The sequence below is a fragment of the Peribacillus sp. Aquil_B1 genome (assembly GCF_022603275.1).
In the GTDB taxonomy this organism is placed as follows: domain Bacteria; phylum Bacillota; class Bacilli; order Bacillales; family DSM-1321; genus Peribacillus.
This window is the reverse complement of sequence record NZ_JAKXEE010000001.1, coordinates 345,370-370,995: the sequence shown is the minus strand read 5'-3', so window position 1 is coordinate 370,995 and position 25,626 is coordinate 345,370. Positions and strand designations below refer to the sequence as shown.

Genomic DNA, 25,626 nt, shown 5'->3' with positions numbered 1-25,626 from the left:
TTTTTCCCTTTATCCGTAAAAAAAGGCTGCAATCAGCAACCTTGAAAGAACTTAACGGGATGGATAGTTCCCTAAATATAACAAACTTTCCTCTATTGGTAAATAGGCGCTCTTTACTCTTCTTCTTGAACAAGCGAATGCTTAAATGCGTAAATCACTGCTTGCGTGCGGTCCTGTACGGCAAGCTTACTTAATATATTACTGACATGCACTTTGGCTGTTTTCAGGGCTATGTATAGTTCATCGGCAATTTCCTGATTCGTTTTTCCTTGTGTCATCAGCAGCAAAATTTCCATTTCGCGGTTTGTCAATTGATCATGAAGCTGGGTAACCTTTGGGCGACGCAGCTTTTCCATCATTTTTCCCGTCACTTCCGGTTCAAGTACGCTTTGACCCTGGAAAGTGGAACGGACGGCTCTCGCAATCTCACTGGCCTTTGATGTTTTCAGCATATAGCTCGTCGCTCCGGCTTCCAATGCCGGGTACACTTTTTCATCATCCAGGAAGCTTGTCACAATGATGATCTTTGCTTCTGGCCATTTTTCGATAATTCGTTTCGTCGCTTCTATGCCGTCCATTTCCGGCATCACCAAATCCATCAAAATGATATCCGGACGCAATTCCATTGCCAGTTCGACAGCTTTCAAACCATTGTCCGCTTCCCCGATCACTTCGATATCCGATTGTGCGGATAAATAAGCCGATACCCCTATCCTTACCATTTCATGGTCATCGACAAATAATACTTTAATCAACATGATCACCTCCAGCATTTAATAATGGGATTTTCACTTCAAGTTTCGTTCCTTTATTCGGAACGCTCACAATTTGCATCGTCCCGCCTAATTCAACAGCCCGTTCATGCATATTTTGCAGACCATATGATCCCGTTTTCGACTCCTCGACGTTAAAACCGATACCGTCATCCGTTATCCGTAAAATGATCAATCCATCACGAACGATCAATAGCACTTCAAGCGAATTCGCTTTTGCATGTCTCAGCGTATTGGAAATCGATTCTTGTAAAATCCGAAACAGATGGTCCTCAATCCCCTTATCCAGAGTGAAAGGCTCCATCTTCCAATTTATATCCATCGTCACTTTTTGGGCCAATTCCAAAAGAAGCTCCTTCATTCCTTCATGTAAAGATTTTCCCTTTAATGCAACAGGTCTCAAGTGAAGCAATAACGCCCTCATCTCAAGCTGGGATTGATGGATCATTTCTTCCACTACCTTGAATTGTTTCATTTCCGTTTTTTCCATATCGGATTGAGATTCTGTGATGGCCGACATGAACATCGAAGCGGCAAACAATTGCTGGCTCACCGAATCATGCAGCTCCCGCGCCAAACGGTTTCGTTCCTGGGAAACGATTTCCTGGATTTGTTTCTCCTGATCAATGGCCTTTTCATTCGCCATTTTTTGCGATAATTTTGTCTGCTCATTGATTTGCTTATGGATCAGTTGCATCCGTTCCGCCATTTTTGCCATCTCTTGAATTGGATACGTTTCCTGTTGCGAGGGTATGCGGCCCTGTTCAAGGAAATGCAGCCCTTCATCCACCCTTTCAAGCTGTCTCTTCCAAAACATCCCCGAAACGACTCCATAAATCAGCCCTACCGTCATGACCAGGCTTGGGAGGAATATGACGAAGGGTAAACCCATGACCATTTTCTCCCACAATAAGCTCCAGTCGGATAAAGGAAAAATGAAGAAAACCGCCGCCGGCAAAGCAAGGGAAAGAACGAAAGCAACACCAAGCGCAGTCAATATCTGCCGTGTCAGTATGCTCATATCCGCTTCACCTCTAAATCGCCAACTAAGATTGAAGTGATGATATGAACCTTGTGGTCCGTTTCATTGAACCCTTCCGTTTGGTAGGAATAAATTTGATTAAAGACCCTGGATTCAGGCTTATTTTCAAAGATCCGCGCTCTGCCTGCAATGACAGAATGATGGACCCTGATTTCGATGCCATACGGTACAAGGACAGTGATATTGCCAATGATATTCCTGATGGAAATGACAGCATCGCCTTTCGGTAAAATCGTTTTGCTTAAATCGATAACCGTATCACCGACCCCGCCCTGAACATTCACGGAATTCCATTCATATACATGTTCGGCCGTTTGTTGATGACCGAACAATTTATTTTGAAATAGGTAATCGGTTTTCAGTAACCGTTCCTTATTGATCTTTTCTCCGTCCGAATCATCATTGGTTAAAATGGGACTGACCCAATCAGGATTCTTTTTGGACTGATAATATAAAAGCAATAGATAAATGAGGATCGCCATTAGGAAAAATCTAAAGACGAACATATTCAAAACTGTGATGATAAGGGAAATCAACCCTATAAAAAATAGGATTTTCCCGATTGTCCGTTTTGTGAATTTCCTGCCTAAATAGATACACCCTATTGAAAAAGCGATGGAAAAAAGGAGACCTCCACCTGTAAATGAAATCTCTAAAAAAAGCAGGACGACTCCGATGAGAAGTATCCATCCCATATAGTCCGTCTTCATCTTGTTCAACATCGGTTCGCCTCCCCTGTATATGATCATGATATTCTTAAAAGGCACAGAAACCCGTGCCTTTTAAGAATACCATGAAATTGTCACGTTCTGACAGCCTGTTTTTCCCCGCCCTCTATTCCAAAAGGTCAGGGGATTACAGCAGCCTTAACAAACCGTTACGCTTCTTTCTGTTCCAATTCTTTTTCAAGCTGGACAATCCTGGCATCGATCGTATGCCGATTATAATCTGTATGGACCTGGTGCTCGATGCGATCGATATAATGCTCCATTTCTTCAAACATCGCTACCGGTTTGGCTTCGGAACTGCCTCCGTCCAAAACCCGATTGATCCGGTTGTTTGCCCGGGCAATATTTTCCCTGCCCATCAGTTCCAACCGCTTTAGATGCATATCCTTCAGCTTATGTTTCATTTCTTCATATTTCCGCTCCAGTTCAGCCAACTGAACCTCTGCACTTTTATGCGCCTCTTTCAAACTTTGCGCCCGATCTTCATAGTGCAGGCTTTCCTTGACAGCAAACTCCATTAAATCGGTTTCTCCCGACTGCTTGGCAATCTCAGCCTGATGCTTACGTTTTTCAGCTAGATTTTGCGCTTGATTATATTCACGCGTAAACTCTTCTTTCAGAAGATATTGACGTTCAAGAAGCTTACCGACCTTTTCTGTCTCCTGCTCACATTGACGCAAATATTGATTTAACATTCCTATTGGATTTTTTTGCTCCTTCTTATCCAACAAGTCATGAAAATCAGCCGAAATCGTTTGTTTCATTCTTGAAAATAAATTACCCATTTCAATTCCGTCCCTTCTATTAGTTCTTATTCAACTCTTTCCACTCTCTTTCAAAATTTGAGAATGGGTCATTTTCTTTCGATGATGCACTTTCATCATTTTCATTCCATTTTTTATAAACCAGGTAAAGAACATAAGCTGCCACCAGTCCCAATATTGCCGGGATATGGGAAATAGAAACGATCAGCACGATAATGGAGACTGACCCCCACGCAATCTTCGCCCCTGTCGATTCGGACTTCATGAACTGCTTGAACCCAAAGTATAGGATCGCCAAGCAAATTGCCAGGCTGATCAGTGGACCAACGTTCGCCAGCAACAGGAAAAGTGCGATCAGCCCTACAATAAATAAACCAAATTTCTTCATTGTTTTCGTCCTCCTTTCTATGTTTATATCTTATCTACTTTTACAAGTTCGTATAATGAGCCTTAGCTATATTTTCTAGTAAGACTTAAGGCGTAGACGCTGTAAGTCCGATGCTAATGAAGGTGTTTTATTAGTGGATTTGGGCGTTCACTCGTGAATTTTGCTGGTTTACTTGTAAGTTCGGGAGTTTACTCGTGAATTCTGCGCCTTTACTCGGGAATTCTGCTATTTTACTCGTGAGTTTGGGCCGTTTACTCGGGAATTCTGCTATTTTACTCGTGAGTTTGGGCCATTTACTCGTGAGTTTTGAAATAAAAAAAATCCTCCGATAAAACCGGAAGATTGGTGAACTGCCATTATCGTTACAAATACAAGCCTTCGACGTAAACTGAGGTGATGGTTTGCGCAATTTCTTCGACAGTACTTTGGTGTTCGTTTCGGACGATTTCCCACAGATACATTTCATTTGTGAAAAACCACCCTCTTGCCACAAGCTCATGGTTTAATTCAGCTCTTGCCAGCCCATTTTGCTGTGCATAGGCGACGTCCTTTGAAATTCGCTGAATGAACTTCATGCGGATCGCTTTCCATTTATCTGAAATAATGGTTGAGATCCCAATGGCCTGTTCGAAAACTTGCATCATATTGCGTTCAGCTTCTGCCATTTTCAAAAAAGCATTAGCTTGTCTGTTTATGATATGTTTTGCTTCGTCTTTTGATTTTGGAAAGAAAGAGGTCTCGGCAATTTCATAAAATTGCTCCATTACATTTTCCATTAATACAATTAACAGATCCTCTTTTCCTTTAAAATGAACATAGGCCGTTCCGTATCCGATGTTTGCCCTTTTGATCATTTGGGAAATAAGCGCAGCTTGATAACCTTCTTCAAGAAATGTTTCCTTTGCAGCTTCCAATAACTTTTGCCGTGTCATGATCGAGCGTAAATGCCGTTTATCTCCTACTTTGTCCATGCTTATTCCTCCCCTTATCTTCTAGCATAAAGGATTTCCATAAAATAAAAAACATTTGTTGGAAAGATCGATTCAATGTTTATAATTTTCTGAATTAACTTATTGACATCGTGTCATATTCTTTGGTACGATTCTCCTAGAATTATTAAACAAACTAATATAGGAGGATGATTATGGTTTCTGAATATACATTGGATCACGCTAAACAATTGGATGAGAATGATGCGCTTAAAGGATTTCGAGAAGAGTTTTATTTAAAGCCGGATTCCATCTATATGGATGGAAACTCATTGGGACTTCTTTCGAAAAGGGCTGAACGAACTCTTTTGGAATCTTTGGAAGATTGGAAAGAGCATGGGATTGATGGATGGACGCAAGGGAATCACCCATGGTTTTTCATGGCTGAGAAATTGGGCGCGAAGATGGCCCCTTTGGTCGGAGCTTCTCCCGAGGAAGTTATTGTAACCGGCTCCACAACTGTGAATCTGCATCAGCTTGTATCTACTTTTTATAAGCCTGAAGGAATGCGCACAAAAATTTTGGCAGATGAATTAACCTTTCCGACTGATATTTATGCTCTTCAAAGTCAGCTGCGTACCCATGGACACGATCCGGAAACCGATCTCATCCGCGTGAAAAGCCGCGATGGCAGATTTCTTGAAGAAGATGACATTATCGAGGCAATGACCGATGACATCGCTTTGATCATCTTGCCAACGGTCCTGTACCGCAGCGGTCAAATATTGGATATGAAACGTTTAACTGCTGAAGCTCATAAAAGAGGAATTGTAATCGGATTTGACGGATGTCATTCCATCGGTGCCATTCCGCATTCATTCAGCGAGTGGGATGTGGATTTTGCGTATTGGTGCAATTATAAACATTTAAATGGCGGTCCTGGCGGTGTTGGCGGTTTATATGTAAATCGAAAACATTTTGGAACGATGCCTGGATTGGCTGGATGGTTCGGCTCCAAAAAAGATAAACAATTCGATATGGAACATACCTTAACACCAGCTGAATCAGCAGGAGCGTATCAAATTGGCACGCCGCATGTGTTAAGTTGCGCGCCTTTGATTGGGTCTTTGGACATTTTTATAGAAGCGGGAATTGAGAATATTCGCGAAAAATCCCTGAAAATCAATCAATATTTAATGGATTTAGTCGAATTCGAATTGGAAGACATGGGATTCTTCATTGGAACTCCTAGAGAAGACATACGCCGCGGAGGTCATGTAAGCCTCGAGCATAAAGAAGCTGCACGGATATGCAAGGCATTGAAAGAGAACGGTGTCATTCCCGATTTCCGAGCACCTAACATCATTCGTCTCGCTCCGGTTGCACTATATACTTCTTACGCAGAAGTTTGGAAAGTTGTACAAATACTCAAGAAAATCATGTCAGAAAAACAATATGAAAAATTCAAGAATGAGCGTGAAGTGGTCGCATAACAAGGAATTCCGCCAGATGGGGCTTATCCCTCAAATGGTTAGTTAATTACGGCAGGATAATTCTTTTTGATAAAAAGGGGATGAACTATGGAGAACAAAAATACTCAATTGAACTTTAAGGATGAGCCAGAAAAAGGATTAAAACGTGAGCTGAAAACAAATCAGCTTTCCATGATCGCGATGGGCTGTGCCATCGGGACAGGGCTTTTCCTTGGCAGCGGGCTTGCGATTCAAGCGGCAGGGCCAAGTGTATTGCTCAGTTATGCTCTTGGGGCGTTCATTGTCTTACTGTTGATGGGCTGTTTAGCCGAAATGACGGTTGCCCATCCTACTTCCGGATCTTTTGGGGCCATTGCGGAAAAGTACATGACTCCTATGGCAGGCTATCTTGTCCGCTATTCCTATTGGATCGGCAATGTTTTGGCAGTTGGGGTTGAAGTTAGTGCAGTCAGCGTATATATGAATTATTGGTTTCCGAGCGTTCCGGGAATCGTATGGATTTTGCTGTTTGCAGGGGTCCTGATTTATGTAAATGCTACCAGCGTGAATACATTCGCGACATTTGAGTATTGGTTCTCCTTTATTAAAATAAGTGCCATTGTTGGTTTTATCCTTCTTGGAGCCTATGTACTATTCGGTTCATCCGAACAGCCACATATAGGACCGGAAAACTTCGTCAATGAAGGCGGTTTTTTCCCATTTGGTTTGAAGGGGATGTGGATAGCCGTATTTATTTCTTTATTCAGCTTTCTTGGAACTGAATTGATAGCGGTTACATCAGGGGAAGCAAAAGATCCAGATGCAGCTGTCCCAAAAGCATTAAAAGCAACCGTGTTCCGTTTATCCACTTTCTATGTGCTGACAATCGGCATCATGCTGATGATCGTTCCTTGGAAAACGGCTGGGATCGAGGTAAGTCCATTCGTAAAAGTGATGGAAATATTAAACATTCCAGGTGCATCCGGGATCATGAACTTCATTATTTTAACAGCCGCAGTATCTGCCATGAACGCTCAGCTCTATGCTTCAACACGGATGATGTTTTCATTGGCACGTGGGAAAAATGCACCTAGCTTTTTAGGAAAGTTAAACAAAAGGGGTGTTCCTACAAAAGCACTTGCTGTCTCTTCAACGGGAATTTTCATCGCTGCAGGCGTTCATGCGTTACTTCCTGGTTCATCCTATGCCTTCATGATGGGGATTTCCATGTTCGGTGCTATGTTCACATGGCTCATGATCTTCATTTCCCATTTGTTTTTCAGGGTTAAATGGGATAAAACAGGCGGACGCAAGCTACCGGTAAGGATGATTGGTTTTCCCTATTTAACGATACTGGGGGCCGTTCTTCTATTTAGCTTGATGATCACATCATGGTTTACGGATTTCAAAATCATGCTTCAATTCGGGATTCCTTGGTTACTATTTTTAGCTGTTGCTTATTTTATTTCAAAAAGAAGAAATATTAACCATAATGTAATGGAAGAATCTCTGGAAAAGAAGATAGAATAGAATGACGAAATAAATAGTTTTTTGCATCATATGGAAAAGTGAGGAGATTGCGGAATGAAAAATGTGGATAACAATGAACAAACAATAGCGGGTCTAGAGAAAGAAATTCAAACCGACTTTCAAAAATCGATGTCTTACGGAGATTACCTCCACCTTGATAAGATTTTAACCAGTCAGCATAGATGTTCCGATCATCATGATGAAATGCTATTCATCATTATCCATCAAGCGAGTGAACTATGGATGAAGCTCATTTTACATGAGTTGACGGCAGCAACTGAGTCTATCCGCCAAAACAAGCTGGAACCTTCGTTTAAAATGCTGTCTCGCGTTTCAAGGATCCAGCAGCAATTGATCCAGTCATGGAATGTCCTTTCAACCTTAACGCCGGCTGAATACATGGAGTTCAGGGATAAACTGGGACAATCTTCCGGATTCCAATCTTATCAGAATCGTTTGATTGAATTTGCATTAGGAAACAAAAATGTCCATACCCTATCCGTCTATCAGCACCAAACGGAGTTATACGAGCAAATGCAGCAGGCCCTTCATGAGCCAAGTATTTATGACGCGGCTATTAATGCTCTTGTAGCTCGCGGATTACCGATTGATCAAGAAGCCATAAACAGGGATTGGTCACAAAAGTATGAACCAAATGCCAGTGTAGAAGAGGCATGGCTGACAGTTTACCGCGATGTTGAGCAATATTGGGACCTATATGAACTGGGCGAAAAGTTAGTCGACATTGGCCACCAACAGCAATTATGGCGTTTTAATCATATGACCACAGTGGAAAGGATTATTGGTAATAAGCAAGGAACTGGCGGTTCATCAGGTGTTACGTATTTAAAGAGAGCACTGGATCAACACTTTTTCCCAGAACTATGGAGCCTAAGAACGAAGCTATAACATATTCAAGAAAACAGCCAGAAGAAATGGAGGTAAATGCATGGGGACGTGGATTGATGTTTCACAACGTCTGGATGATAACGTTGCAGTCTGGCCTGGAGATACACCTTTCTCTTATAAAGTAAATTGGAGTAAAGAAGAAAGTGGATCTGTCAATGTAGGCCAAATCAATATGAGTATCCATACCGGTACCCATATTGATGCACCTTTTCATTTTGATGACGATGGAAAAAGAGTGATTGATTTGGATCTCGACTTATATATGGGAAATGCCCGAGTTATCCATTTACCAAACAAGACAAGCATCGGAGTCGATGAATTATCCAATATTGACCTCCAAGGCGTTATACGACTGTTAATTCGGACGGATGCATGGCAGGATCGAAGTGTGTTTCCACATACGATTCCTCATATCCAGCCAGAATTAGCGGCATACCTTTCAGAAATCGGCATCCGTCTTATTGGACTTGATGTACCATCAGTAGATCCACTGGATAGTAAAGAACTGTCTGCCCACCATGAACTTGCCGGTCATGGAATTCACATTTTGGAAGGACTTGTATTAGACGATATAGGGCCGGGTAATTATGAGCTGGCAGCCCTTCCACTTCCTTTAGTTGAAGCAGATGGAAGTCCGGTACGTGCAGTATTGAAAAAGTTACCCTAACAAATTTTTCAAAAAAACGAGCCAGATCAAAAAATGATTTGGCTTGTTTTTTATTGCCTCCCTTTCATTGCGGTAATTATTAACTATCAAATTTATCTCCCTAAACCAAGTGCATTTATGTTATAATTTTCAGAATTCATCACTAAGAGTGGAGGTCCGAAAATGGAAAACTTTTATTTGTTCATCATCATGTGCATCCTGCTCATCATCTTACCTGGTCCAGATACAGCAATAGCCACAAGGAACACCGTTACCGTGGGGACGTCGGGAGGTTTTAAAACGATGTTCGGCACGTGCTGTGCCCTGCTTATCCATACATCAGCTGCCGTGTTCGGACTTTCGGCAATCATTGTGAAATCCGCTTTACTATTTTCTATCTTCAAATATGTCGGTGCCGTTTACTTGGTATATCTAGGCTTCAAGACCCTATGGGGATTAAGGAATAAGCAAGTGGCCGCAGCGGCGGAAACGTCAGTCAAAAGTAAGTACGAAAACCAGTCATGCTTTAAGCAAGGGTTCCTTACCAATCTGCTGAACCCTAAAGTGGCCGTCTTCTTTTTAACATTCCTGCCTCAGTTCGTGAATCCAGGAAATGATACGTTTTTACCGTTCCTGATCATGGGCATGACCTATACCGTTTTAACTGCGTTGTGGTTTGTATTTTATATCTATCTGCTGAACCAGATCAGCGCTTTCATGAAAAAGCCTAGAACCCAAGCGATTTTCGAGGGTATAACCGGGACGGTCTTGATTGGTTTCGGGATAAAGCTAGCTCTGGAAAAAGCTCATAATTAATCTGAAATGCAGAAATCGAGGAAAACGAATTAAGCCGAAAGGGATAAACCCCTTTTGGCTATTTATCGTGGAAACAAAAAAAAGAACCTCAAAAGAGATTCATAAGTTTACTTCACTATTTTTCCCTCGTCACCGAACAACAGAATGTACGGTTTACCAATTTTCCATTACTCGCTTGCAGGGATTAAAAACAATGCACAAATACTGACTAAGATATTCTTAGTAAAAGTTTCATTTCCATCCCCCTATTAATGTGTTTTTCTACTTTTTACCAAAAACTACCAAACAATGTTTTGAACATTGAATATACAAAAATTATGAATTCCCCTAAGGGAGTCTTACAGAAGCTTAATCCAATTTTTCCTAATCCACGTTTTCCTTCCTTCTTCAAATCTTACTATGTAATACCTATCATTACCGATACCAACAATTCAACCAGGTTGATGGCTGTTCCATTTGTTCTTTGCCTTTCCAACAAATACGCGTTTATTAATAAGACCAAAATCCATAATAAATTCCCTCCTATATATATATAGGTGGATTTTATTCTATTAAACTAAAACGGTTTAAGGGTTTAGCCTATAAAAATTTATTTTTTAATTTTATTGCTAACCGCTTCCGAAATGGACAAATAAAAAAACTCCCTTAAGGGGCACCGAGGTGGCTCCCGGACCGCCCGCGGAAAGCGAGTGCCTGTAGTGAAAATCAACGTTCATATTCTACACTCCCTCAAAAAAATTGGGCAATCTTAATTAATATTGAGTTTGTCTTAGAACCTCACTTAGGAAGCTTTTTAAATCCTTTGGTCATTCAATTGTTTGTTTAGGGTTGTCCAAACATATTGAGGAATTTATGCATTTATTAATCATGTGGGAATTTCAAAAACAAAAAGGATGAATGCTGTGCCAAAGAATAAAGATAAGAAAACCAGTAAGAATAAGAGGCAAAAATCCAGTAAGCATAACAGTAAGAGTACTCGGTATACAACTGATGTTTGTGTTTTCATTTTAGGTAACGCTGCTGAAGTAAGGGAAGAAGATATAAGAACACAATTTAAATACGCCAGTGACATATGGGGAATTGATTTTCGACCCAATATTTGTGATTTAAGAACTAGAGAAGGAGCACGGAAATATGGTTTGAAAGCTGATGCCACTATAGCAAGGATCTTCGTACCTTTGCAGGTGAGGCAAAGGGAGAAAGTTTTTAGAGCCTTAAGAAAAGGTAATTGTGGCCGTCAAACTGGACTTGCTGTGTTTTACATTAATGCACAAGACCTTAAAGATGGAAAAGCTATTGGCAACGCCAGCTGGGATAATAAAGGAACTCTGGGCAATATCGTCATGACATATGATACATTCCAACAAAAAAATATGGATATCTTAGCACATGAATTCGGACATGCCTTGTTAGTCAATGCACGTCATTTAAATGACAAAAACAACATTATGTATCCCTCAGGAACAATAATCGTACCACCAATCTCACAAAAACAACTAAGGGCTATGACTACCTCCAAACAAAGAGCCAAAGCCTATAAAAGACCTTATATTTATAGAATTTAAAAAGAATCCCTTTAGAAATGATGAATCCTCACTCACGATACATGTACAAGCTATATGAAACTCTCCTAAGGGAGCTTTTTCATTTTATTATAATAAACGGTTCCAGAATGAAGGCTTTTGGATGCATGGTTCGTGTTGGCATTCGTTTATTACTTTTTCGTTATAATACTGCAACGGAACTGCATCCTAATTATGTAACAACACCTTACAATTGGATAGTTTTTATAGTAGTCTATTTGGGCTCTGATATAGTTGTAGGGATATAAGTACTTGCTGAGTCATGTTACAAAACAAAAAACCATAATATGGTATTTTTATACTAGGAGAAAAAACATGAAAGTAGTTAGGAAAACAAAGGATATCGGATTCGTTTCCCTTTCTTTTGCGCTATGTTTAATCGGAATATTGTTCACCATTCCATTTGGCGATAAACCTTGCATTGGAGATAATATTTTAAATAATGAGATTCAGGTAATCATTATACAATGTTCTATTCGGCTATATTTTTCATCACTTCCTTTATCATTGGTCATATTTATCCCGATAATAGAGGAGCAAAAGCAGGAAAAAATTATATCAGGTTTCCAATCCATTCTTATCGTTTCAGTACTATTAACGATTTTTATCGATTTGGTGTGGGAACCATGAATGAGCTTGTGAGCACTGTTGCGTCAAAAGGCCAAATTAAAGGGTATGAGCCCAGTATTACCGATCTCATACCCCAAGCCAACCCTATAGTGTTCAATCATTCCAAGTAACCATTCACGAAAAATCCAATTGTTTCAAGTTCGTCCTCCGTTAGATCCCGCTTTAGTTCTTTAGCCAGTTCCTGCTCCATTAAAGCTCGGTTTCCCCGGTGTTCGACCACCGCTCTGGCACATCCTTTCATTAGCTTAAGCTCCGCCTCCATTTCCAGTCTCGTGCAAGGCTTATCATGATGGGAGAGTATGTATGTTTCGGCATCATAGGCTTCAATTTTCTTAATGAGCAGCAAAGCCTGTTCAGCCGTATAATTCCATTTTTCAGCATAAAGATTGGCATAAAGGCAGTCTCCCAGAAATAATGTTTTTTCCTCTAGTACATAGATGATGCAGGAATCTGTGGCATGGTCGCCACCAACATGTTCAATAATACAGGTTATATTGCCAAGGTCGATCGTCATCGTTTTTTCAAAGATGATATCAGGCAGGGGGAAGGTAATCTCTCTATTCGTCCCATGTTCCAATTTGATGGCATCGGCGCAAAAGGGAATCTCCGTCCCTTCTTCGACCCGTTGATCAAGTGCGTGATCTTCCCATGAAAGCTGCTGCATATCTTTAATGTTGGTGTATGTTTTTTCCTGACAAATCACCGGAATCCTGATATTCTCCAGCCCGAATACATGGTCCCAGTGTGAATGGGTAAGAACGAGAAAATTCCCGCTTATATCATTCCGAAGCAGTTCGTCCTTAAAAAGTTGTGCATGCCGGACAGAGTTACCGGCATCGATGATGAGCGTTTTCTTGTTTCCCGTAATGGCGGCAAGTACCGGGCGATCCGTTTCCTGAACTGGCGGAAGGTAGGCAATATGTTTAGATAGGTGCTGTAATGTTTGCATGTTTCTATTCTCCTTACGATAGTTGTGATTAGCTTGCTCAAGTATAGCAAATTACACATGTATTCATAAGATAATCTCCGCGAAAGGCTAAAAAGACAACAATCACCGTGATTGCTGCCTTTTTGGTCATCATTCAAATGAACCTATTAAAATATACCGTAATTTTCGAGAGGGTCTTTAAAAAGGTGGCTTTAAAAAAAGACTCTTCCTTTTTCTGATCTTCAGGCGGTTCTATATATTTTTTATTATCGGCAACGAGTGTACTCTTTGAGATTTTCGACTCGATGGCCCCTGTCAACTGCGATGCAAATGCTTCACTATCAATGATCACCATCGATTCTGTATTCAAAAAGGCAGATCGAGAATCCAAATTGTAGGAACCCACTGCGCTTAATCGTTGATCATAAACAACCGATTTACCATGCAAAGAATAAGGCTTTGAATATTCATAAAGCCTTGCCCCCGTTTCAACGATACTATCCCTAAGCGCCAAGTATCCGGAAAAAGCGATCACATTCGGGGTTGATGCCGTCGAGTTGGTAAGTATCGTCCAATCAGCCTTTGAATCCATCTTTTTTGGTACATATTCCTTCAAGGCCTCCGCAGGAACAATATAGGGACTTTGGATAAATACAGATTGATTGGCATTCGCAGCAATATCCAATAGAGATCTCCACACAAAAGGGTATTTATTGAAACGTTCGATTGGATTATGGATGAAGGACACTTTTTTAGTAGGTGTTGAAGCCTTGCTCCAATCAACAGCTGGATTAACGAAATCGGCTTCAGTCTGCAAAGCTAGGCTGTATTGATTCGCTAATGAATCTCTTTCACGTTTCCCTTTTTCCGTTTGCCTTTTCGAAAGATCCGAAAAAACATCGCTCGTATACGGATGATTCCATAATTCATTCAAATAGTCCTTCATTTCAACGATTACACTATCTTTTTCCTCTTTAGCATTAAAAATGAGGACATCCCTGTCATAGACAAAATTCCTCGTCGGTTTGCTTGCTAAATACTTATCGGCGATATTTCTCCCTCCGATGATGCCCAACTTTCCATCTACAGTGATGATTTTGTCATGAAGGCGATTATGCCAGGTCCACGGCTTAAATGGCTTAAAGGTTTCGTAATATCTTAATTCAATGTTTTCATGTGAGGCCAATGCATAACGGGCACTGCTTAATTGACCTCTAAGTCCATGAGTTAATCCATCCAGAAGGATTCGGACTTTGACACCCCGGTCGGCCGCTTCGATCAAGGCTCCAAGAAAAAGTTCGGTTGATTTGCCTTTTCCAAAGGAATAGTAGGCGATATCGATTGAATGCTGGGCTTCCTGGATCATTCGCATTCGGGCGAGTCCCGACTCATAACCGTCTTCGAGAAGCAGGACTCGATCCACGGTGGCTTCCTTCTCTCCCATATATTCACTTACCTGTTTAATCGGCCTGTTTTCTTCTTTTTCTGCTTTGGGGAAAAGAACCACAGCCGTCACCACTACATAAAGGACATATAATAGAAGAACAAGCAAAAATCCTTTAATTGCTTTTTTTACAGACATTGAGCACTCCCCCCCTTTAAGCGATATTTTATTACTATTCGTCATATGCAAAGACTCTATTCAACATCTGCAGGCTTGATGAGGCTGACTAGTTATTGAGCGGTGCCATTTACCCATCTGCTTGAATCCGGGTGGAATTGGGAGCATTTATTTTTTCTTTTAAATGTGACAAAGTGGTGAACATGAAAGCAGTTGCATAATATGATATAGAAGGAGGGATTTTCATGCTTAAACAACCTGATAGAATAAGTATCTTCAATTATTGTTTTGCATTAGGGGTATCTGAAGTTTTCTTTTTATCCAGCTTTTATCTTTCCATTCTTGACGTTTCATTATTTGCGTACGCTTTACCATTTTCCGCTTTATTTCTCATGTTCTCCTTGTACCTATTCCTTCGAACGCACAAGGCAGTAAAGACCTTACCCAACCAAGAGGAACGAAGAAGGGAAATTCATGCATTCTATCATCAATCTTTCGGGATTTTCGTGATCATTTTTTTCACTTTACTTTTTGTTGCTTTAGCCTATATTCCCTTGCTGGACAACGGAGGGCATTTCTATCTTCTTTATTGTTTACCTATGGCCTTGCTTTGTATGATTCCTTCAATTGTTTCTCATAAAGGAATGAAATTATTCAAATTGGATACCGGCAGGGATTTAACGAAAATCTAATTGATTTTACCAAAGACTCCGTTAAGCACGATCTCACACATGTTTTTTAGTTGAATGTATAGGCAAAATGAGGATATAATAATGTTAACTAATAAATATAAAAAAAAGACACTGGTTTAACCAGCGTCTCAATGAACAGCAAACTGCATAAAGAGCAGCGGCTTTCTGTGGTAAGTCAGTTGCTACTCGATCATGAAAGTAACCCTTTTCCTACATACATCTGGCCGGATGGTATGGAGGGGGTTACTTTTTTAATGTAACCGCGATTACTGCGACGATTAAAGAGGCGAATGAAATCATTAGCATCAGTCCGTCCATAATAGAAATCACCAGCGACACCCCCTTTCTGAAAAGGAGTGACCGCTGCCCACTATACCAAATTGCTGTCCATTTACTATTATATCTGTATTTACTTGTTATTTATAGCCAAAAGTAGATGTATTTAGTCTACTTACTAACCATAAAAAAAATCCCACTTAAAGTGAGAACATTTTTTGCATGTACATCCCTTTATTGTTCGACTACACGGCCATCTTTATAAATGTGGAACCACCCAATCGTTCCTGTGCCGCCTTGATCGATCCAATCTTTATTAGCTGCTTTATAATTGTAATATGATTTTCCTTTGCCATCTTTCAGCAATCTGCCATCACCGCTGAATACGATGTTGTTACCCAGCTTCTTCTTCCCTAACGCGATCGCGTCTTTCTCCGTGAACTGTCTTCTTTCCACCTTATTTTCATCTAAAGCAGCCCATGTCTTCGGTCCGACGATACCATCCGAACTCAAGTTATGATCCACTTGAAACTCCCTTACCACATTTTGTGTTTGGGTACCGAAAATCCCATCAACGCCTACATGATATTTAACATCCTTAAGGCTTTGCTGTAAGTCTCTTACATAACTCGAACGTGAGCCTTTCTTGAGGGTCGGGCGTGTTTCCGCCTTCGTTTCGATTTTCTGGCTTTGACTGCCCTTTGATGCTGCGTGGGTAATTGAAGTTCCCGTTCCTAGAGGTGCCAACATCAGGGCAACTGTTGGAATCATGACCAGTAATTTTTTCTTCAACACATATAACCTCCATTCGTAAAATCACTCCTGCAGGTTTCTGACACTTCCCTTGGAGCCCATTCATTATAACGTAAGGAGTTATTTTATTGGTGTTTTATTACTTTAATTATAAAAAAATGGTAAATATGATACATGGAGTACATTAAGCCTATAGATGGAGACCCGAATAAAAACAAAATAATCCCCTTAAGGGGATTATTTTGTTTTATTGATAATCTGACTGCTGTTGATTCTGTCCTTGCATCCCTGTTCCCATCCCCATCAAATTAGTGGCAAGCGGCACCATATTTTTCATTTTCCCGCCTTTTCCACTCAACATTTGATAAGTAGCGATACCCACTCCGACCGAAGCGACTACTGGAAAAATTTTATCCATGTTTGGTCTCATTCACATCACCTTATTTTATATATTTTTGTTCATTTCTTGAACTCTTATATCTTGTTCAAAAAAAACCAAAAAAAACAAATTGTTTGTTACCAATACAAATTAGTAATAAAAGTACATACTAATGGGAAAATTCTTTCAGGAGGGATATTAGCACTCTTTAAATTATTTTCCTGTCGCTAAAATCCAAATCGCTATAGTATAGCCATTCAATGATGAAAATGATTATTGAGGTGAATATTCATGCCCATGTTAGATGTGAACGGTATTAGCTTGTATTATTCTGTTAAGGGAAATGGGGTTCCTATTGTTTTTATTCATCCTCCTGTACTGACTAGTGTGAATTTCCAATACCAAATGGAGGAATTATCCAAAGAATTCAAAGTTATAACCTTTGATATTAGGGGACACGGTAGAAGTCAGTATTCAAGACTTCCAGTAACTTATCCCCGGATCATAGAAGATATCAAACATCTGTTGGATCATTTGAAAATTAAAAAAGCAATCATATGCGGATACTCGACCGGTGGCTCCATCGTATTGGAATATTTGCTGAGTTGTGCCGATAGGGCTCTAGGAGGCATTGTGATAGGCGGAATGTCTGAAGTGAAGGATAAATATTTAAAGCAAAAGATTTCTTTAGGAATATCACTTGCCAAGAAAGACGCCGTTCCAATACTTGCGTTTTCCATTTCATGGAGCAATTCAAATACCGAAAATTTGTTCAACAAAATGTTTAATGAAGCCTTAAAAGGAGATGCCAGAAATATCGAGCAGTATTACCATTATAGTTTGCAATATAACTGTACCCATCAGCTAGAGAAAATCAACCTGCCCATTTTACTGATCTATGGTAAAAAAGATAAACCATTGTATCCTTACGCTAATTTATTGCATGAAAAATTGCCATGTGCGGAATTAAAATTCATTGATCATGCAAAGCATCAGATTCCTACAAAAGCGGCTAATGATTTAAATGAAAGCATTAAACATTTTATCCATGCACAAACTGTTTGATTCTATCAACTGATAAATTTAATGGAGTGAAAAAATTGGGAAGAGATAAAAGTATACTGATTCATTTAATATTACTATTGCTAGTCACTGCCGTTTTTATTTGGTCAGTCATTAAGCCTGAAGGATATTTGATATGGACAATGGAAGTACTTCCTGCCGTTGTGTTTCTGATTTATTTACTTGCTACATATAATAAATTCCGTCTCACTACATTATCCTATTTCGTTATTGCCGTTCTTTCAATCACCATGTTCATCGGGGCCCATTATACGTACTCAAAAGTCCCTCTATTTAATTGGCTAAAAGAACATTACGACCTAAACCGGAACCATTATGATCGGTTTGGACATTTCCTAAAAGGTTTATTTGCGATTGTGATTAGAGAAATAGTAATACGTAAAACCCCCCTAACAAAAGGACCATGGTTATTTGCTGTTACATTAAGTTTTGCGCTTGCCATTGGAGCCTTATATGAAATCATCGAATGGCTAGCTGCCATCATTACAAAAGGCGGAAAAGCTTCAAAAGAATTTTTAGGAACACAAGGTGATATTTGGGACGCACAATGGGATATGTCTTTGACCTTAATCGGCTCTATCATTGTATTGTTCACCTTGTCCAAACTTCATGACAAGCTGTTACGGAAAGTGAAAAATTAAATAAAAAATAGTGACCGATATCGATCACTATTTTTTATTTAGAATTTGATTGTTAATATGATGTTCCATATGTTCTAGATAATCTTTTATTAGCCACTCCAATGATTGTAGTTGATTATTTCCTATATCACAAAGAATAGATAATCTATCATTTGGTGTATTCGTTATTATATGTATGATTTGCTTATTTAAAGAACAAAAAAGATTAACGATCTCATCCATTGGCCGCTCTTGATAATTCTGAACCAATACCCATTGTTCTTGATTATATGTTTGTATAACATATGGCTGTTCTTCATACTGAATCTTGATAAACCTATTCATATTGTTCAATGCAGAATCGCATAGATGACCTAAAATCTCTTTTTTTGACCATTTGTGTGGCGTTGGTCGATGATTTAATTCTTTTTCTGTCATCTGGTTGAACTCGTTAGGTATAAAACCTATCCAATGATTGATTCCATCTATTACATTTTTCAACTTGCACTCCCCCTAAGTTTTACCTAAAGGATTTTTATTCGGCAACCAACCGGAAAATACCTTCTTCTTCAACTAACTGCTCGGTTTGTTGAATATGGAATCAACAGCATTCAATCCCAAAAGAAAAAACCGAAATCAAAAATGGATTTCGGTTCAGACTTCAGGAAAACTTGAAGAAAAGTCAGTTTGCCTGAAGTTTTAAAAAAGTATCAGTTGATTGGAACGGAAGGTACGGGACTCCTGCGGGAAAAACGTGTCCAAGGGAGACCCCACAGGCGCAAAGAGCGCCGAGGAGGCTCCCGGACCGCCCGCGGAAAGCGAGTGCCTAGAGTGGAAATCAACGTTCAAATTTTGTAAACCCTCAAAAAAGGTTTCAGTTGTTTTCAGAAATCAGTCGACAAACTGAACCGAAATCAAAAAATGGATTTCGGTTTTGATTTTTAACCAGTCATGATTGTACTTGCTTACTGCCCTTTTTTTCATTGATTGCTTTTTGATCGATTTTTGTATAGATGCGTTCCACTTCAATTTTGTCATGCAACAGAAGTTCGCGGTTTTCTTTTAGAAGTTCAGTATAAGATTTCCTTCTCCTAGACATTTTTCAATTCTCCTCTCAAGTGGTTGAATTCCTTCTGTAAAACTACTATCGGAAGCTCGTATAGTTGTTTATTATATTTTTTAAAAATCCCGAATTTCAGAAGTTCTTGTATAAGTTCCTCTTTTTTTGCTTCTGCCTTTGAACTTAATTGGGTAATCATCAAGGACCCTCCTTAACAAAAATAAAGATTTTTGGTATTTGGGGCTGCCTAGCTTCCGATCCCACATGAAGAATCTCCACTTCTTCCTATTGCTTCCCCATATAAGGGCATGCTCTGCAAAGTCTTCGCATTTCCTTATTTGTTCGTATGTACTGCTTTCATGGTGTATTTTCAATACTCGATCATAGACATCAAATCCAAATTGCTTCATTTTATCGGAAAGAATATCTATCGCGGCGCAGGGTTTCGATTGGGTCAAGTCGCCGGCACCAAAGAATGCGACTTTCACTCCAGCAAAGTCCACTTGGTCAATTTCCTCATAAAACTCGTGTGCTTCATACGGTAAATCTTCAAGATTCCATGTATATAAACCAATAAAGGCCAAATCAAAATCCTTTAAAGCATCAACTTCAACAGTATCCAATCTTTCCATATATACTTCACAGCCGACAGCCTTCATTCTATTCTTTATGTTTATAGCCATTTTCTCGGTATTACCGGATAAACTGACATAACCAATGAATACCTTCATCCATATCACCTTCCTAATTGAGAATTACTTTCATTACACACTTCACTATAAATGAAAATGATTCTCATTGTCAATTATTTACCTCCGCTATTTTATGCAGCATGAATATCAGGAATGCATATTTTCGCTTCACCTTTCCTGTACCTGTAATGCTGCTGGTACGTTTCTTCAAAAAAAGAGCACGTTTTACTCATTAAGAGTAAACGCGCTCTTGGTTAATCTAGTATTCCGGCCTAAATCTTTGAATTAATAAAATTTCACAATATCCTCGAAAGGTAGGAACGTTTTTTCTCCTGGCTGTTCATTCGGCTCACCAAATGGCATTTGAGCTATCAACGACCATTCCCCTGGAAGATCCCAAGTCTTCATCACTTCTTCATCAATGATTGGATTATAATGTTGTAAAGATGCCCCTATACCTTCCGCTGATAAAGTCATCCATATTGCATACTGAAGCATAGCATTTCCTTGATGGGACCAATATGGAAACTGTTCTTTATAGGAGGGTGCCTTGTCTTGCATTTGTTCTATTGTTTCTTGATTTTCAAAGAATAGAATGGTACCCACTCCATCGCGAAATCCTTGTAATCGTTCTACTGTTGCCGCAAAGCTCTCTTCCGGAACACGGGAACGAAGTGTCTCTTTTACAATATCCCAGAACTTTTCATGCTCGTCATCCATCACTACCACCACTCGTCCACTTTGCATATTAAATGAAGTTGGTGCATGTAAAGCCGTTTTCAATACTTCATTCATTCTTTCTTTCGTAATATTTTCGTTCTTTTTCAACTTACGGATGGAACGGCGATTGATAATTGCTTCTTTTAAATTTGTTGTAGTTGCTGACATTTTGACTCCTCCAAATTATGATGTTTTTAATTTTTGGCTGTTTTCGCTTACTTTGTTGCTATTTTCCAAGTAAAGCGGTGTGGTTGATTTCCCCTCCAGATGCTCGCTTTCCGCGGGGCGGCCGGTGAGCCTCCTCGGCGTAAACGCCTGTGGGGTCTCACCTGTCCCGCTGCTCCCGCAGGAGTCTCGCACTTCCGCTCCAATCAACCTTAAATCGTTTCGTTATAAAAACAACAATCTTTACGAAAAGAGCCTTTTTTTAATCCTCAGAAGGTTTTTAGCAATACCCCTTGCCATCACATTGCAAGCCATCAAATTCATTCCGTTTATTTTTTGCTTCTTCCTTCTCAATGACTTGCGCAAGCCTTTCTTTGCTGGCTAGCCCTTGAATGACTTCATCACCAATAATAAACGTCGGGACAGCCCTGATATCTGCTTCTTCATAAGCATGTTTGAGTGCTTGTTGGTGCACTTCCCGATACGTTCTTGACACTAATGCTTCTCTAAAAGCATCTATGGGAAGTTCAACTTCACCCGCTAATTTTGTCAATACTTCAATATCTTCAATATTTTGTTCCTCTTGAAAAAACGCTGTAAATACTCTGTTGTGAAACTCGTTCCCTTTTCCGTGCTCCTTGGCAAAATGGCACCCTTCGAACGCCAAATGTGTATATGGATGCGGGGAGACACGGGGCAAACGCATATCAACCCCTAGCTTTTTCGCAGCAGGAAGAATGTAAGAATCCCATGAATTCAACTTATCGGGTTCCTTCCATGGATCAATTTTGGCATGTGGACTCGGACGCAATTCAAATGGCATCCATTCCACTTCTACATCCTTTTCCTTCACGATTTCGTCCAAAGGACCTTTACCTAAAAAACAAAATGGACATATAAAATCAGAATACGCTTTAATTTTCACTGTCATCATATATTCCCTCACTTTTCTTCATTGGCTAAACTTGTAATCGAATCAGTTACAACACAGAGCAAAAAAATTAATATAAGAGCATTACATTCAGTAACTGCACAGTCCATTGCCTCCTGCGATTGTATTGAGTCTGCTGTAATCATTTTAGTTACAGGTTGAAGGGAAGTCAACCATTATTTTAAAAAAACTATAGAAAAAAAGTTTGTAGAGAAAGCGTTGCTTCCTCTACAAACTTTTTTATTAAAGCTTCCTTACATCTCGATTTGTTCGTTAACCGGTTCTCTCTTTTTCCTTCTCTGTTTTTTCGATTTTTTGTAGTACAGCAATTCGTATATACATGGAATGACGATAAGTGTGAGCAGTGTAGACACAGCTAGCCCGCCAATGACAACGATCGCTAAACTTTGTGAAACCAAGCTTCCTGTTTCCGCTTTTTTATATAAAAGCGGCAGCATGGCACAAATCGTTGCTACAGCCGTCATGATGATCGGACGGAATCTTGTAGCTGTCGCTTCGACGATCGCTTCACGGATGATCATTTTTTCTTCGTTTTGTTTGACTCGATCCAGAAGTACAATCGCGTTTGTCACCACGATTCCAATCAACATGAGAGCACCCAGCAGTGCTGTAATATCCACTGGAATTCGACTGATAACCAATCCTAATACCGCTCCAATAGCAGCGAATGGCAAGGAAAATAGAATGGCGATCGGTGCTTTGATCGATTTAAATGTGATAACCATGATTAAAAAGACAATGCCGATCGATATTAACATCGTAAGGAACAAGTCGGAAAAATCATCTGTCTGCTGAGCACTCGCTCCCCCGACTAAAATCTCTACATCATTCGGAATATCAAGGCCTTTGTTCTCGTTATCACCAAATATCTCAAGATTTATTTTGCTTGCAATGTCGGAAAGCTTAGTCGGATCTACCGTTGCCGTTAATTGAAGATACGTTTCTCCATCTTTATGGAACTGCGTTGTTGCACTCTCTTCGCTCTTTAAAGAAGCAACCCTAGACACCGGAGCTAGACCGCCGTCTGTCATAATCGGAATACTTTTTAAATCCTCTGGTTTTTTAGGATCCAAGATGGGTTCGAGGACGACAGGGGTCTGCTTATCCTGCAAAGTTATATTGCCGATAGGTGTTTTATTGAGCATGATACCTAATTGTTGACCGATTTGTTCTGTATTGCCTTTAGCTGGATCTACCTTGAATGAATAAATCGTTTTCTTTTCGTCTTGGTTTGTTTTAACATCTTCAATTCCTTTAATATCCTGAATACTTTCTTTGACCTTATTGGCCGTCAGTTCCAAATCTTCAACATTACTGCCAATGACATCTATCGTAATGTTCGTCTTCGATGCCCCCATCATAAACGAGGAAGCGGTGGCCGTAAGCTTCGCATCAGGGTAGTTTTCTTGTTCCTTTTCCATTTTATCCAAGATTGAATCTACATTTGCTTTATCCTTCACGAGGATGCCGAAAGTTGCTTCTGTCGGTGATGTGACTGCTCCATATTGGGCTGTCTCGGCAGAGTTTCCTAATTGCATGAATACATTATCCACTTCATCCATATCCTGCATCGTTTCCTCGAGTTCAATCGCTTTTTCCTTTACTTTCTCATAGGGCTGATCATTTGGATAAGTTAATGTCACGGAGACATAGTCTGCTGAAGAATTATCAATCGCCCCTTTTGGCATGGCAAAATATGTACCAATGGAACCCACAAACAACAGCAAAGCAACAATCAAGACTACCCATTTATGATTTAATGACCAAGTGACCAGCTTGGTAAAACGCTTGGCCGGTCGATGTTTTGGCAGCTCCGTCCTTTTCAGCAATCCTGCGCTCATTAACGGAACAACCGTTAATGCCACAATTAAAGAAGCCAGCAAAGAATAAGTGACCGTCAAAGCGAATGGAAGAAGAAACTCTTGTAGCCCTCCATTCAATAAAGCAACCGGCAAGAATACAGCTACTGTAGTAAGGGTTGAAGCTGTTATCGCCACTCCCACCTCTTTCGTTGCATCCATCACCAATTCGACTGAAATCTTCTCCTGCTGCATTTTCCGGAAAATATTTTCAATAACAACTATACTATCGTCCACCAAGCGCCCGATTGCTACAGCGACACCGCCCAGCGTCAAAATATTCAGCGTCACTCCCGACAATGACAGCAAAAATAACGTAAAGCCAAGAGATAACGGTATGGAAACGATTGTAATGAATGTGGATCGTACATTCCGTAAGAAGACCATGATTACAATCGTAGCGAATAGCGCACCCAGCAAAACTTCTTTTACCATCGTCTGAACGGAAGTCTCCACCATATCAGCTGTGGATAAATAAATGGTCGATTTCTGGTCACTATACTTTTCATTAATTTCTTTTGCTACTTTTTCAACCTCTTTACTGATTGTGACAGCATTTGATTGACTGTCCTTGATGATGCTTAAGTCAATGCTTTCCTTTCCATTAAAACGACTGATGAGGTTGCCATCCTTCGCTTCTTCAACTTTTGCTATCTCTCCAAGTGTGACATTTGGAGTTACCTTTAGCGCTTTTAATTTTTCAATACTTGTTAAATCCCCGATAACCTTGATGTTACTTGCCTTCCCATCAATCACTTTTTCGCCTACGGCCAGAGCTGCATTCTGACCGTTAAGGACGCTCATGACATCTTGAATGGAGACTTTCTTTTTCGTCAATTCTTCATTATCCACTTTGACTGAAAGTACGGATTGCGAAATTCCAAATGTCTGTACATCCGAAACCCCTTTAATATCTTTATACAAAGGCTCTAATTCTTTCTTGGTAAAGTCTATATTTTCAGCTGTTAATCCATTCTTAAAAGTAACTGCTACAAATGAAATCGGAATCATGGATGTATTTAACTGTGTAACAGTAGGCTTTGCCATGCTTTGCGGCAATGCTACACTGCCTAAAGCCTCTTGAACATCAAGTTTCGCTTGTTTCATATCCGATCCTGCTTCAAAGAATAGATCTACTTTTGAAAACCCATCTCCAGTGGTGGAGTATATTGAATTCTTTCCTTTAACTCCTATAACTGCTCTTTCAATTGGATCTGTAACTTGTGCTTCCATCGTTTTCGAATCGGTGCCCTGCCCCATTGTGATAATCGTAACTTGAGGATTATCGGCAGATGGTAAAAATTCCATCGGCAGTTTAAAATAACTGACAACTCCGATCAACAAAATAAATATGGTTACCAATGAAACGGCAGCCTTGTTCTTAAACGCCCACTTAGTAAAAAACTCCACGTACATATCACCCCTGATAATAATTTATAAGAAAATAATCCCATTTCAAATATTACCATATATTACTAACGAAGGAGTGTTAATTTTTTATTGATTTTTATATTTTTTTATGTCTCTCGATGAAGAGAACTTTTTCCACATAAAAAAGGCTGCACAGCAGCCCCCAGTTTTTAGACAAAAGGAGTTCTTTCTAAATTTTAAAACAAAGTTGGAACGTAAGGTACAAGGCTCCTGCGGGAAAAGCGTGTCCAGGGGAGACCCCGCAG

The 25,626-nt window shown here is 39.9% G+C and carries 27 protein-coding genes; 10 read left to right on the top strand and 17 right to left on the bottom strand.

The features are described 5' to 3' along the window. Positions 1 to 113: 113 nt before the first annotated feature. The 6 genes from MPH60_RS01830 to MPH60_RS01805 all read right to left on the bottom strand — a co-directional run bounded on the left by MPH60_RS01830 (position 114) and on the right by MPH60_RS01805 (position 4,666). The gene (locus MPH60_RS01830; RefSeq protein WP_272492786.1) at positions 114 to 755 is read right to left on the bottom strand and encodes a response regulator transcription factor; all 642 of its coding nucleotides are present in this window, start codon (positions 753 to 755) and stop codon (positions 114 to 116) included. After that, positions 748 to 1,794, bottom strand: coding sequence for a sensor histidine kinase (locus tag MPH60_RS01825; RefSeq protein ID WP_241589165.1), 1,047 nt, complete (start codon positions 1,792 to 1,794; stop codon positions 748 to 750). The genes MPH60_RS01830 and MPH60_RS01825 overlap by 8 nt, the downstream gene beginning before the upstream one ends. Next, the gene (gene liaF, locus MPH60_RS01820; protein WP_241589166.1) at positions 1,791 to 2,537 is read right to left on the bottom strand and encodes a cell wall-active antibiotics response protein LiaF; all 747 of its coding nucleotides are present in this window, start codon (positions 2,535 to 2,537) and stop codon (positions 1,791 to 1,793) included. The genes MPH60_RS01825 and liaF overlap by 4 nt, the downstream gene beginning before the upstream one ends. Before the next feature lie 155 nt (positions 2,538 to 2,692). After that, on the bottom strand, positions 2,693 to 3,328 hold the full coding sequence (locus MPH60_RS01815) for a PspA/IM30 family protein (protein WP_241589167.1): 636 nt from the start codon (positions 3,326 to 3,328) through the stop codon (positions 2,693 to 2,695). A 19-nt stretch (positions 3,329 to 3,347) separates the two neighbouring features. After that, a complete protein-coding gene (locus tag MPH60_RS01810; protein WP_063232490.1) occupies positions 3,348 to 3,695 on the bottom strand; it encodes a lmo0954 family membrane protein in 348 nt (115 codons plus the stop codon). A 362-nt stretch (positions 3,696 to 4,057) separates the two neighbouring features. Next, a complete protein-coding gene (locus MPH60_RS01805) occupies positions 4,058 to 4,666 on the bottom strand; it encodes a TetR/AcrR family transcriptional regulator (RefSeq protein ID WP_241589168.1) in 609 nt (202 codons plus the stop codon). A 173-nt stretch (positions 4,667 to 4,839) separates the two neighbouring features. On the opposite strand from MPH60_RS01805, the gene kynU reads away from it, so the two are divergent. From kynU to MPH60_RS01770, 7 genes are all read left to right on the top strand, one after another. Then, the gene (kynU, locus tag MPH60_RS01800) at positions 4,840 to 6,117 is read left to right on the top strand and encodes a kynureninase (protein ID WP_241589169.1); all 1,278 of its coding nucleotides are present in this window, start codon (positions 4,840 to 4,842) and stop codon (positions 6,115 to 6,117) included. A gap of 87 nt (positions 6,118 to 6,204) precedes the next feature. Next, complete coding sequence (locus MPH60_RS01795; RefSeq protein ID WP_241589170.1) at positions 6,205 to 7,626, top strand: amino acid permease; 1,422 nt, start codon at positions 6,205 to 6,207, stop codon at positions 7,624 to 7,626. A 54-nt stretch (positions 7,627 to 7,680) separates the two neighbouring features. Further along, positions 7,681 to 8,535, top strand: coding sequence for a tryptophan 2,3-dioxygenase (gene kynA / locus MPH60_RS01790; protein ID WP_241589171.1), 855 nt, complete (start codon positions 7,681 to 7,683; stop codon positions 8,533 to 8,535). Positions 8,536 to 8,575: 40 nt separating this feature from the next. Continuing rightward, positions 8,576 to 9,202, top strand: coding sequence for an arylformamidase (gene kynB, locus MPH60_RS01785; protein ID WP_241589172.1), 627 nt, complete (start codon positions 8,576 to 8,578; stop codon positions 9,200 to 9,202). A gap of 162 nt (positions 9,203 to 9,364) precedes the next feature. After that, positions 9,365 to 9,997 (top strand): LysE family translocator, encoded by a 633-nt coding sequence (locus tag MPH60_RS01780; protein WP_241589173.1) that lies wholly within the window; start codon positions 9,365 to 9,367, stop codon positions 9,995 to 9,997. Between the two features lie 902 nt (positions 9,998 to 10,899). After that, on the top strand, positions 10,900 to 11,562 hold the full coding sequence (locus MPH60_RS01775) for a hypothetical protein (RefSeq protein ID WP_241589174.1): 663 nt from the start codon (positions 10,900 to 10,902) through the stop codon (positions 11,560 to 11,562). Positions 11,563 to 11,895: 333 nt separating this feature from the next. Continuing rightward, the gene (locus MPH60_RS01770) at positions 11,896 to 12,210 is read left to right on the top strand and encodes a hypothetical protein (RefSeq protein WP_241589175.1); all 315 of its coding nucleotides are present in this window, start codon (positions 11,896 to 11,898) and stop codon (positions 12,208 to 12,210) included. Between the two features lie 97 nt (positions 12,211 to 12,307). On the opposite strand, the gene MPH60_RS01765 is transcribed toward MPH60_RS01770, so the two are convergent. Then, positions 12,308 to 13,159 (bottom strand): MBL fold metallo-hydrolase, encoded by an 852-nt coding sequence (locus MPH60_RS01765; protein WP_241589176.1) that lies wholly within the window; start codon positions 13,157 to 13,159, stop codon positions 12,308 to 12,310. A 133-nt stretch (positions 13,160 to 13,292) separates the two neighbouring features. Continuing rightward, positions 13,293 to 14,720, bottom strand: coding sequence for a phospholipase D-like domain-containing protein (locus MPH60_RS01760; RefSeq protein ID WP_241589177.1), 1,428 nt, complete (start codon positions 14,718 to 14,720; stop codon positions 13,293 to 13,295). 224 nt (positions 14,721 to 14,944) lie between these two features. On the opposite strand from MPH60_RS01760, the gene MPH60_RS01755 reads away from it, so the two are divergent. Next, positions 14,945 to 15,391 carry a hypothetical protein gene (locus tag MPH60_RS01755; RefSeq protein ID WP_241589178.1) on the top strand — a complete coding sequence of 149 codons (447 nt, stop codon included), beginning with the start codon at positions 14,945 to 14,947 and terminating at the stop codon, positions 15,389 to 15,391. 510 nt (positions 15,392 to 15,901) lie between these two features. Here MPH60_RS01755 and MPH60_RS01750 read toward each other — a convergent pair. Further along, complete coding sequence (locus MPH60_RS01750) at positions 15,902 to 16,462, bottom strand: peptidoglycan-binding domain-containing protein (RefSeq protein ID WP_241589179.1); 561 nt, start codon at positions 16,460 to 16,462, stop codon at positions 15,902 to 15,904. Between the two features lie 205 nt (positions 16,463 to 16,667). Then, positions 16,668 to 16,838 (bottom strand): hypothetical protein, encoded by a 171-nt coding sequence (locus MPH60_RS01745; RefSeq protein WP_241589180.1) that lies wholly within the window; start codon positions 16,836 to 16,838, stop codon positions 16,668 to 16,670. Positions 16,839 to 17,090: 252 nt separating this feature from the next. Here MPH60_RS01745 and MPH60_RS01740 point away from each other — a divergent pair, with 252 nt between their 5' ends. Continuing rightward, on the top strand, positions 17,091 to 17,864 hold the full coding sequence (locus MPH60_RS01740) for an alpha/beta fold hydrolase (protein ID WP_241589181.1): 774 nt from the start codon (positions 17,091 to 17,093) through the stop codon (positions 17,862 to 17,864). A gap of 26 nt (positions 17,865 to 17,890) precedes the next feature. Then, entirely contained in the window at positions 17,891 to 18,523 is a 633-nt protein-coding gene (locus MPH60_RS01735) for a DUF2238 domain-containing protein (RefSeq protein WP_405389162.1), read from the top strand. Between the two features lie 27 nt (positions 18,524 to 18,550). On the opposite strand, the gene MPH60_RS01730 is transcribed toward MPH60_RS01735, so the two are convergent. From MPH60_RS01730 to MPH60_RS01700, 7 genes are all read right to left on the bottom strand, one after another. Next, the gene (locus tag MPH60_RS01730; protein ID WP_241589183.1) at positions 18,551 to 19,003 is read right to left on the bottom strand and encodes a DinB family protein; all 453 of its coding nucleotides are present in this window, start codon (positions 19,001 to 19,003) and stop codon (positions 18,551 to 18,553) included. A 448-nt stretch (positions 19,004 to 19,451) separates the two neighbouring features. After that, on the bottom strand, positions 19,452 to 19,601 hold the full coding sequence (locus tag MPH60_RS01725; RefSeq protein WP_095393069.1) for an FbpB family small basic protein: 150 nt from the start codon (positions 19,599 to 19,601) through the stop codon (positions 19,452 to 19,454). Further along, positions 19,594 to 19,761: a Fur-regulated basic protein FbpA gene (locus MPH60_RS01720; protein WP_241589184.1), complete on the bottom strand. Its 168-nt coding sequence runs from the start codon at positions 19,759 to 19,761 to the stop codon at positions 19,594 to 19,596. The genes MPH60_RS01725 and MPH60_RS01720 overlap by 8 nt, the downstream gene beginning before the upstream one ends. After that, positions 19,682 to 20,293 carry a flavodoxin domain-containing protein gene (locus MPH60_RS01715; RefSeq protein WP_241589185.1) on the bottom strand — a complete coding sequence of 204 codons (612 nt, stop codon included), beginning with the start codon at positions 20,291 to 20,293 and terminating at the stop codon, positions 19,682 to 19,684. Before MPH60_RS01715 ends, MPH60_RS01720 begins: the two co-directional genes overlap by 80 nt. Positions 20,294 to 20,539: 246 nt before the next feature. Further along, on the bottom strand, positions 20,540 to 21,142 hold the full coding sequence (locus MPH60_RS01710) for a nitroreductase family protein (protein ID WP_241589186.1): 603 nt from the start codon (positions 21,140 to 21,142) through the stop codon (positions 20,540 to 20,542). A 277-nt stretch (positions 21,143 to 21,419) separates the two neighbouring features. Further along, a complete protein-coding gene (locus tag MPH60_RS01705) occupies positions 21,420 to 22,070 on the bottom strand; it encodes a DsbA family oxidoreductase (protein WP_241589409.1) in 651 nt (216 codons plus the stop codon). A 254-nt stretch (positions 22,071 to 22,324) separates the two neighbouring features. Then, the gene (locus tag MPH60_RS01700) at positions 22,325 to 25,360 is read right to left on the bottom strand and encodes an efflux RND transporter permease subunit (protein ID WP_241589187.1); all 3,036 of its coding nucleotides are present in this window, start codon (positions 25,358 to 25,360) and stop codon (positions 22,325 to 22,327) included. Between the last annotated feature and the right edge of the window lie 266 nt (positions 25,361 to 25,626).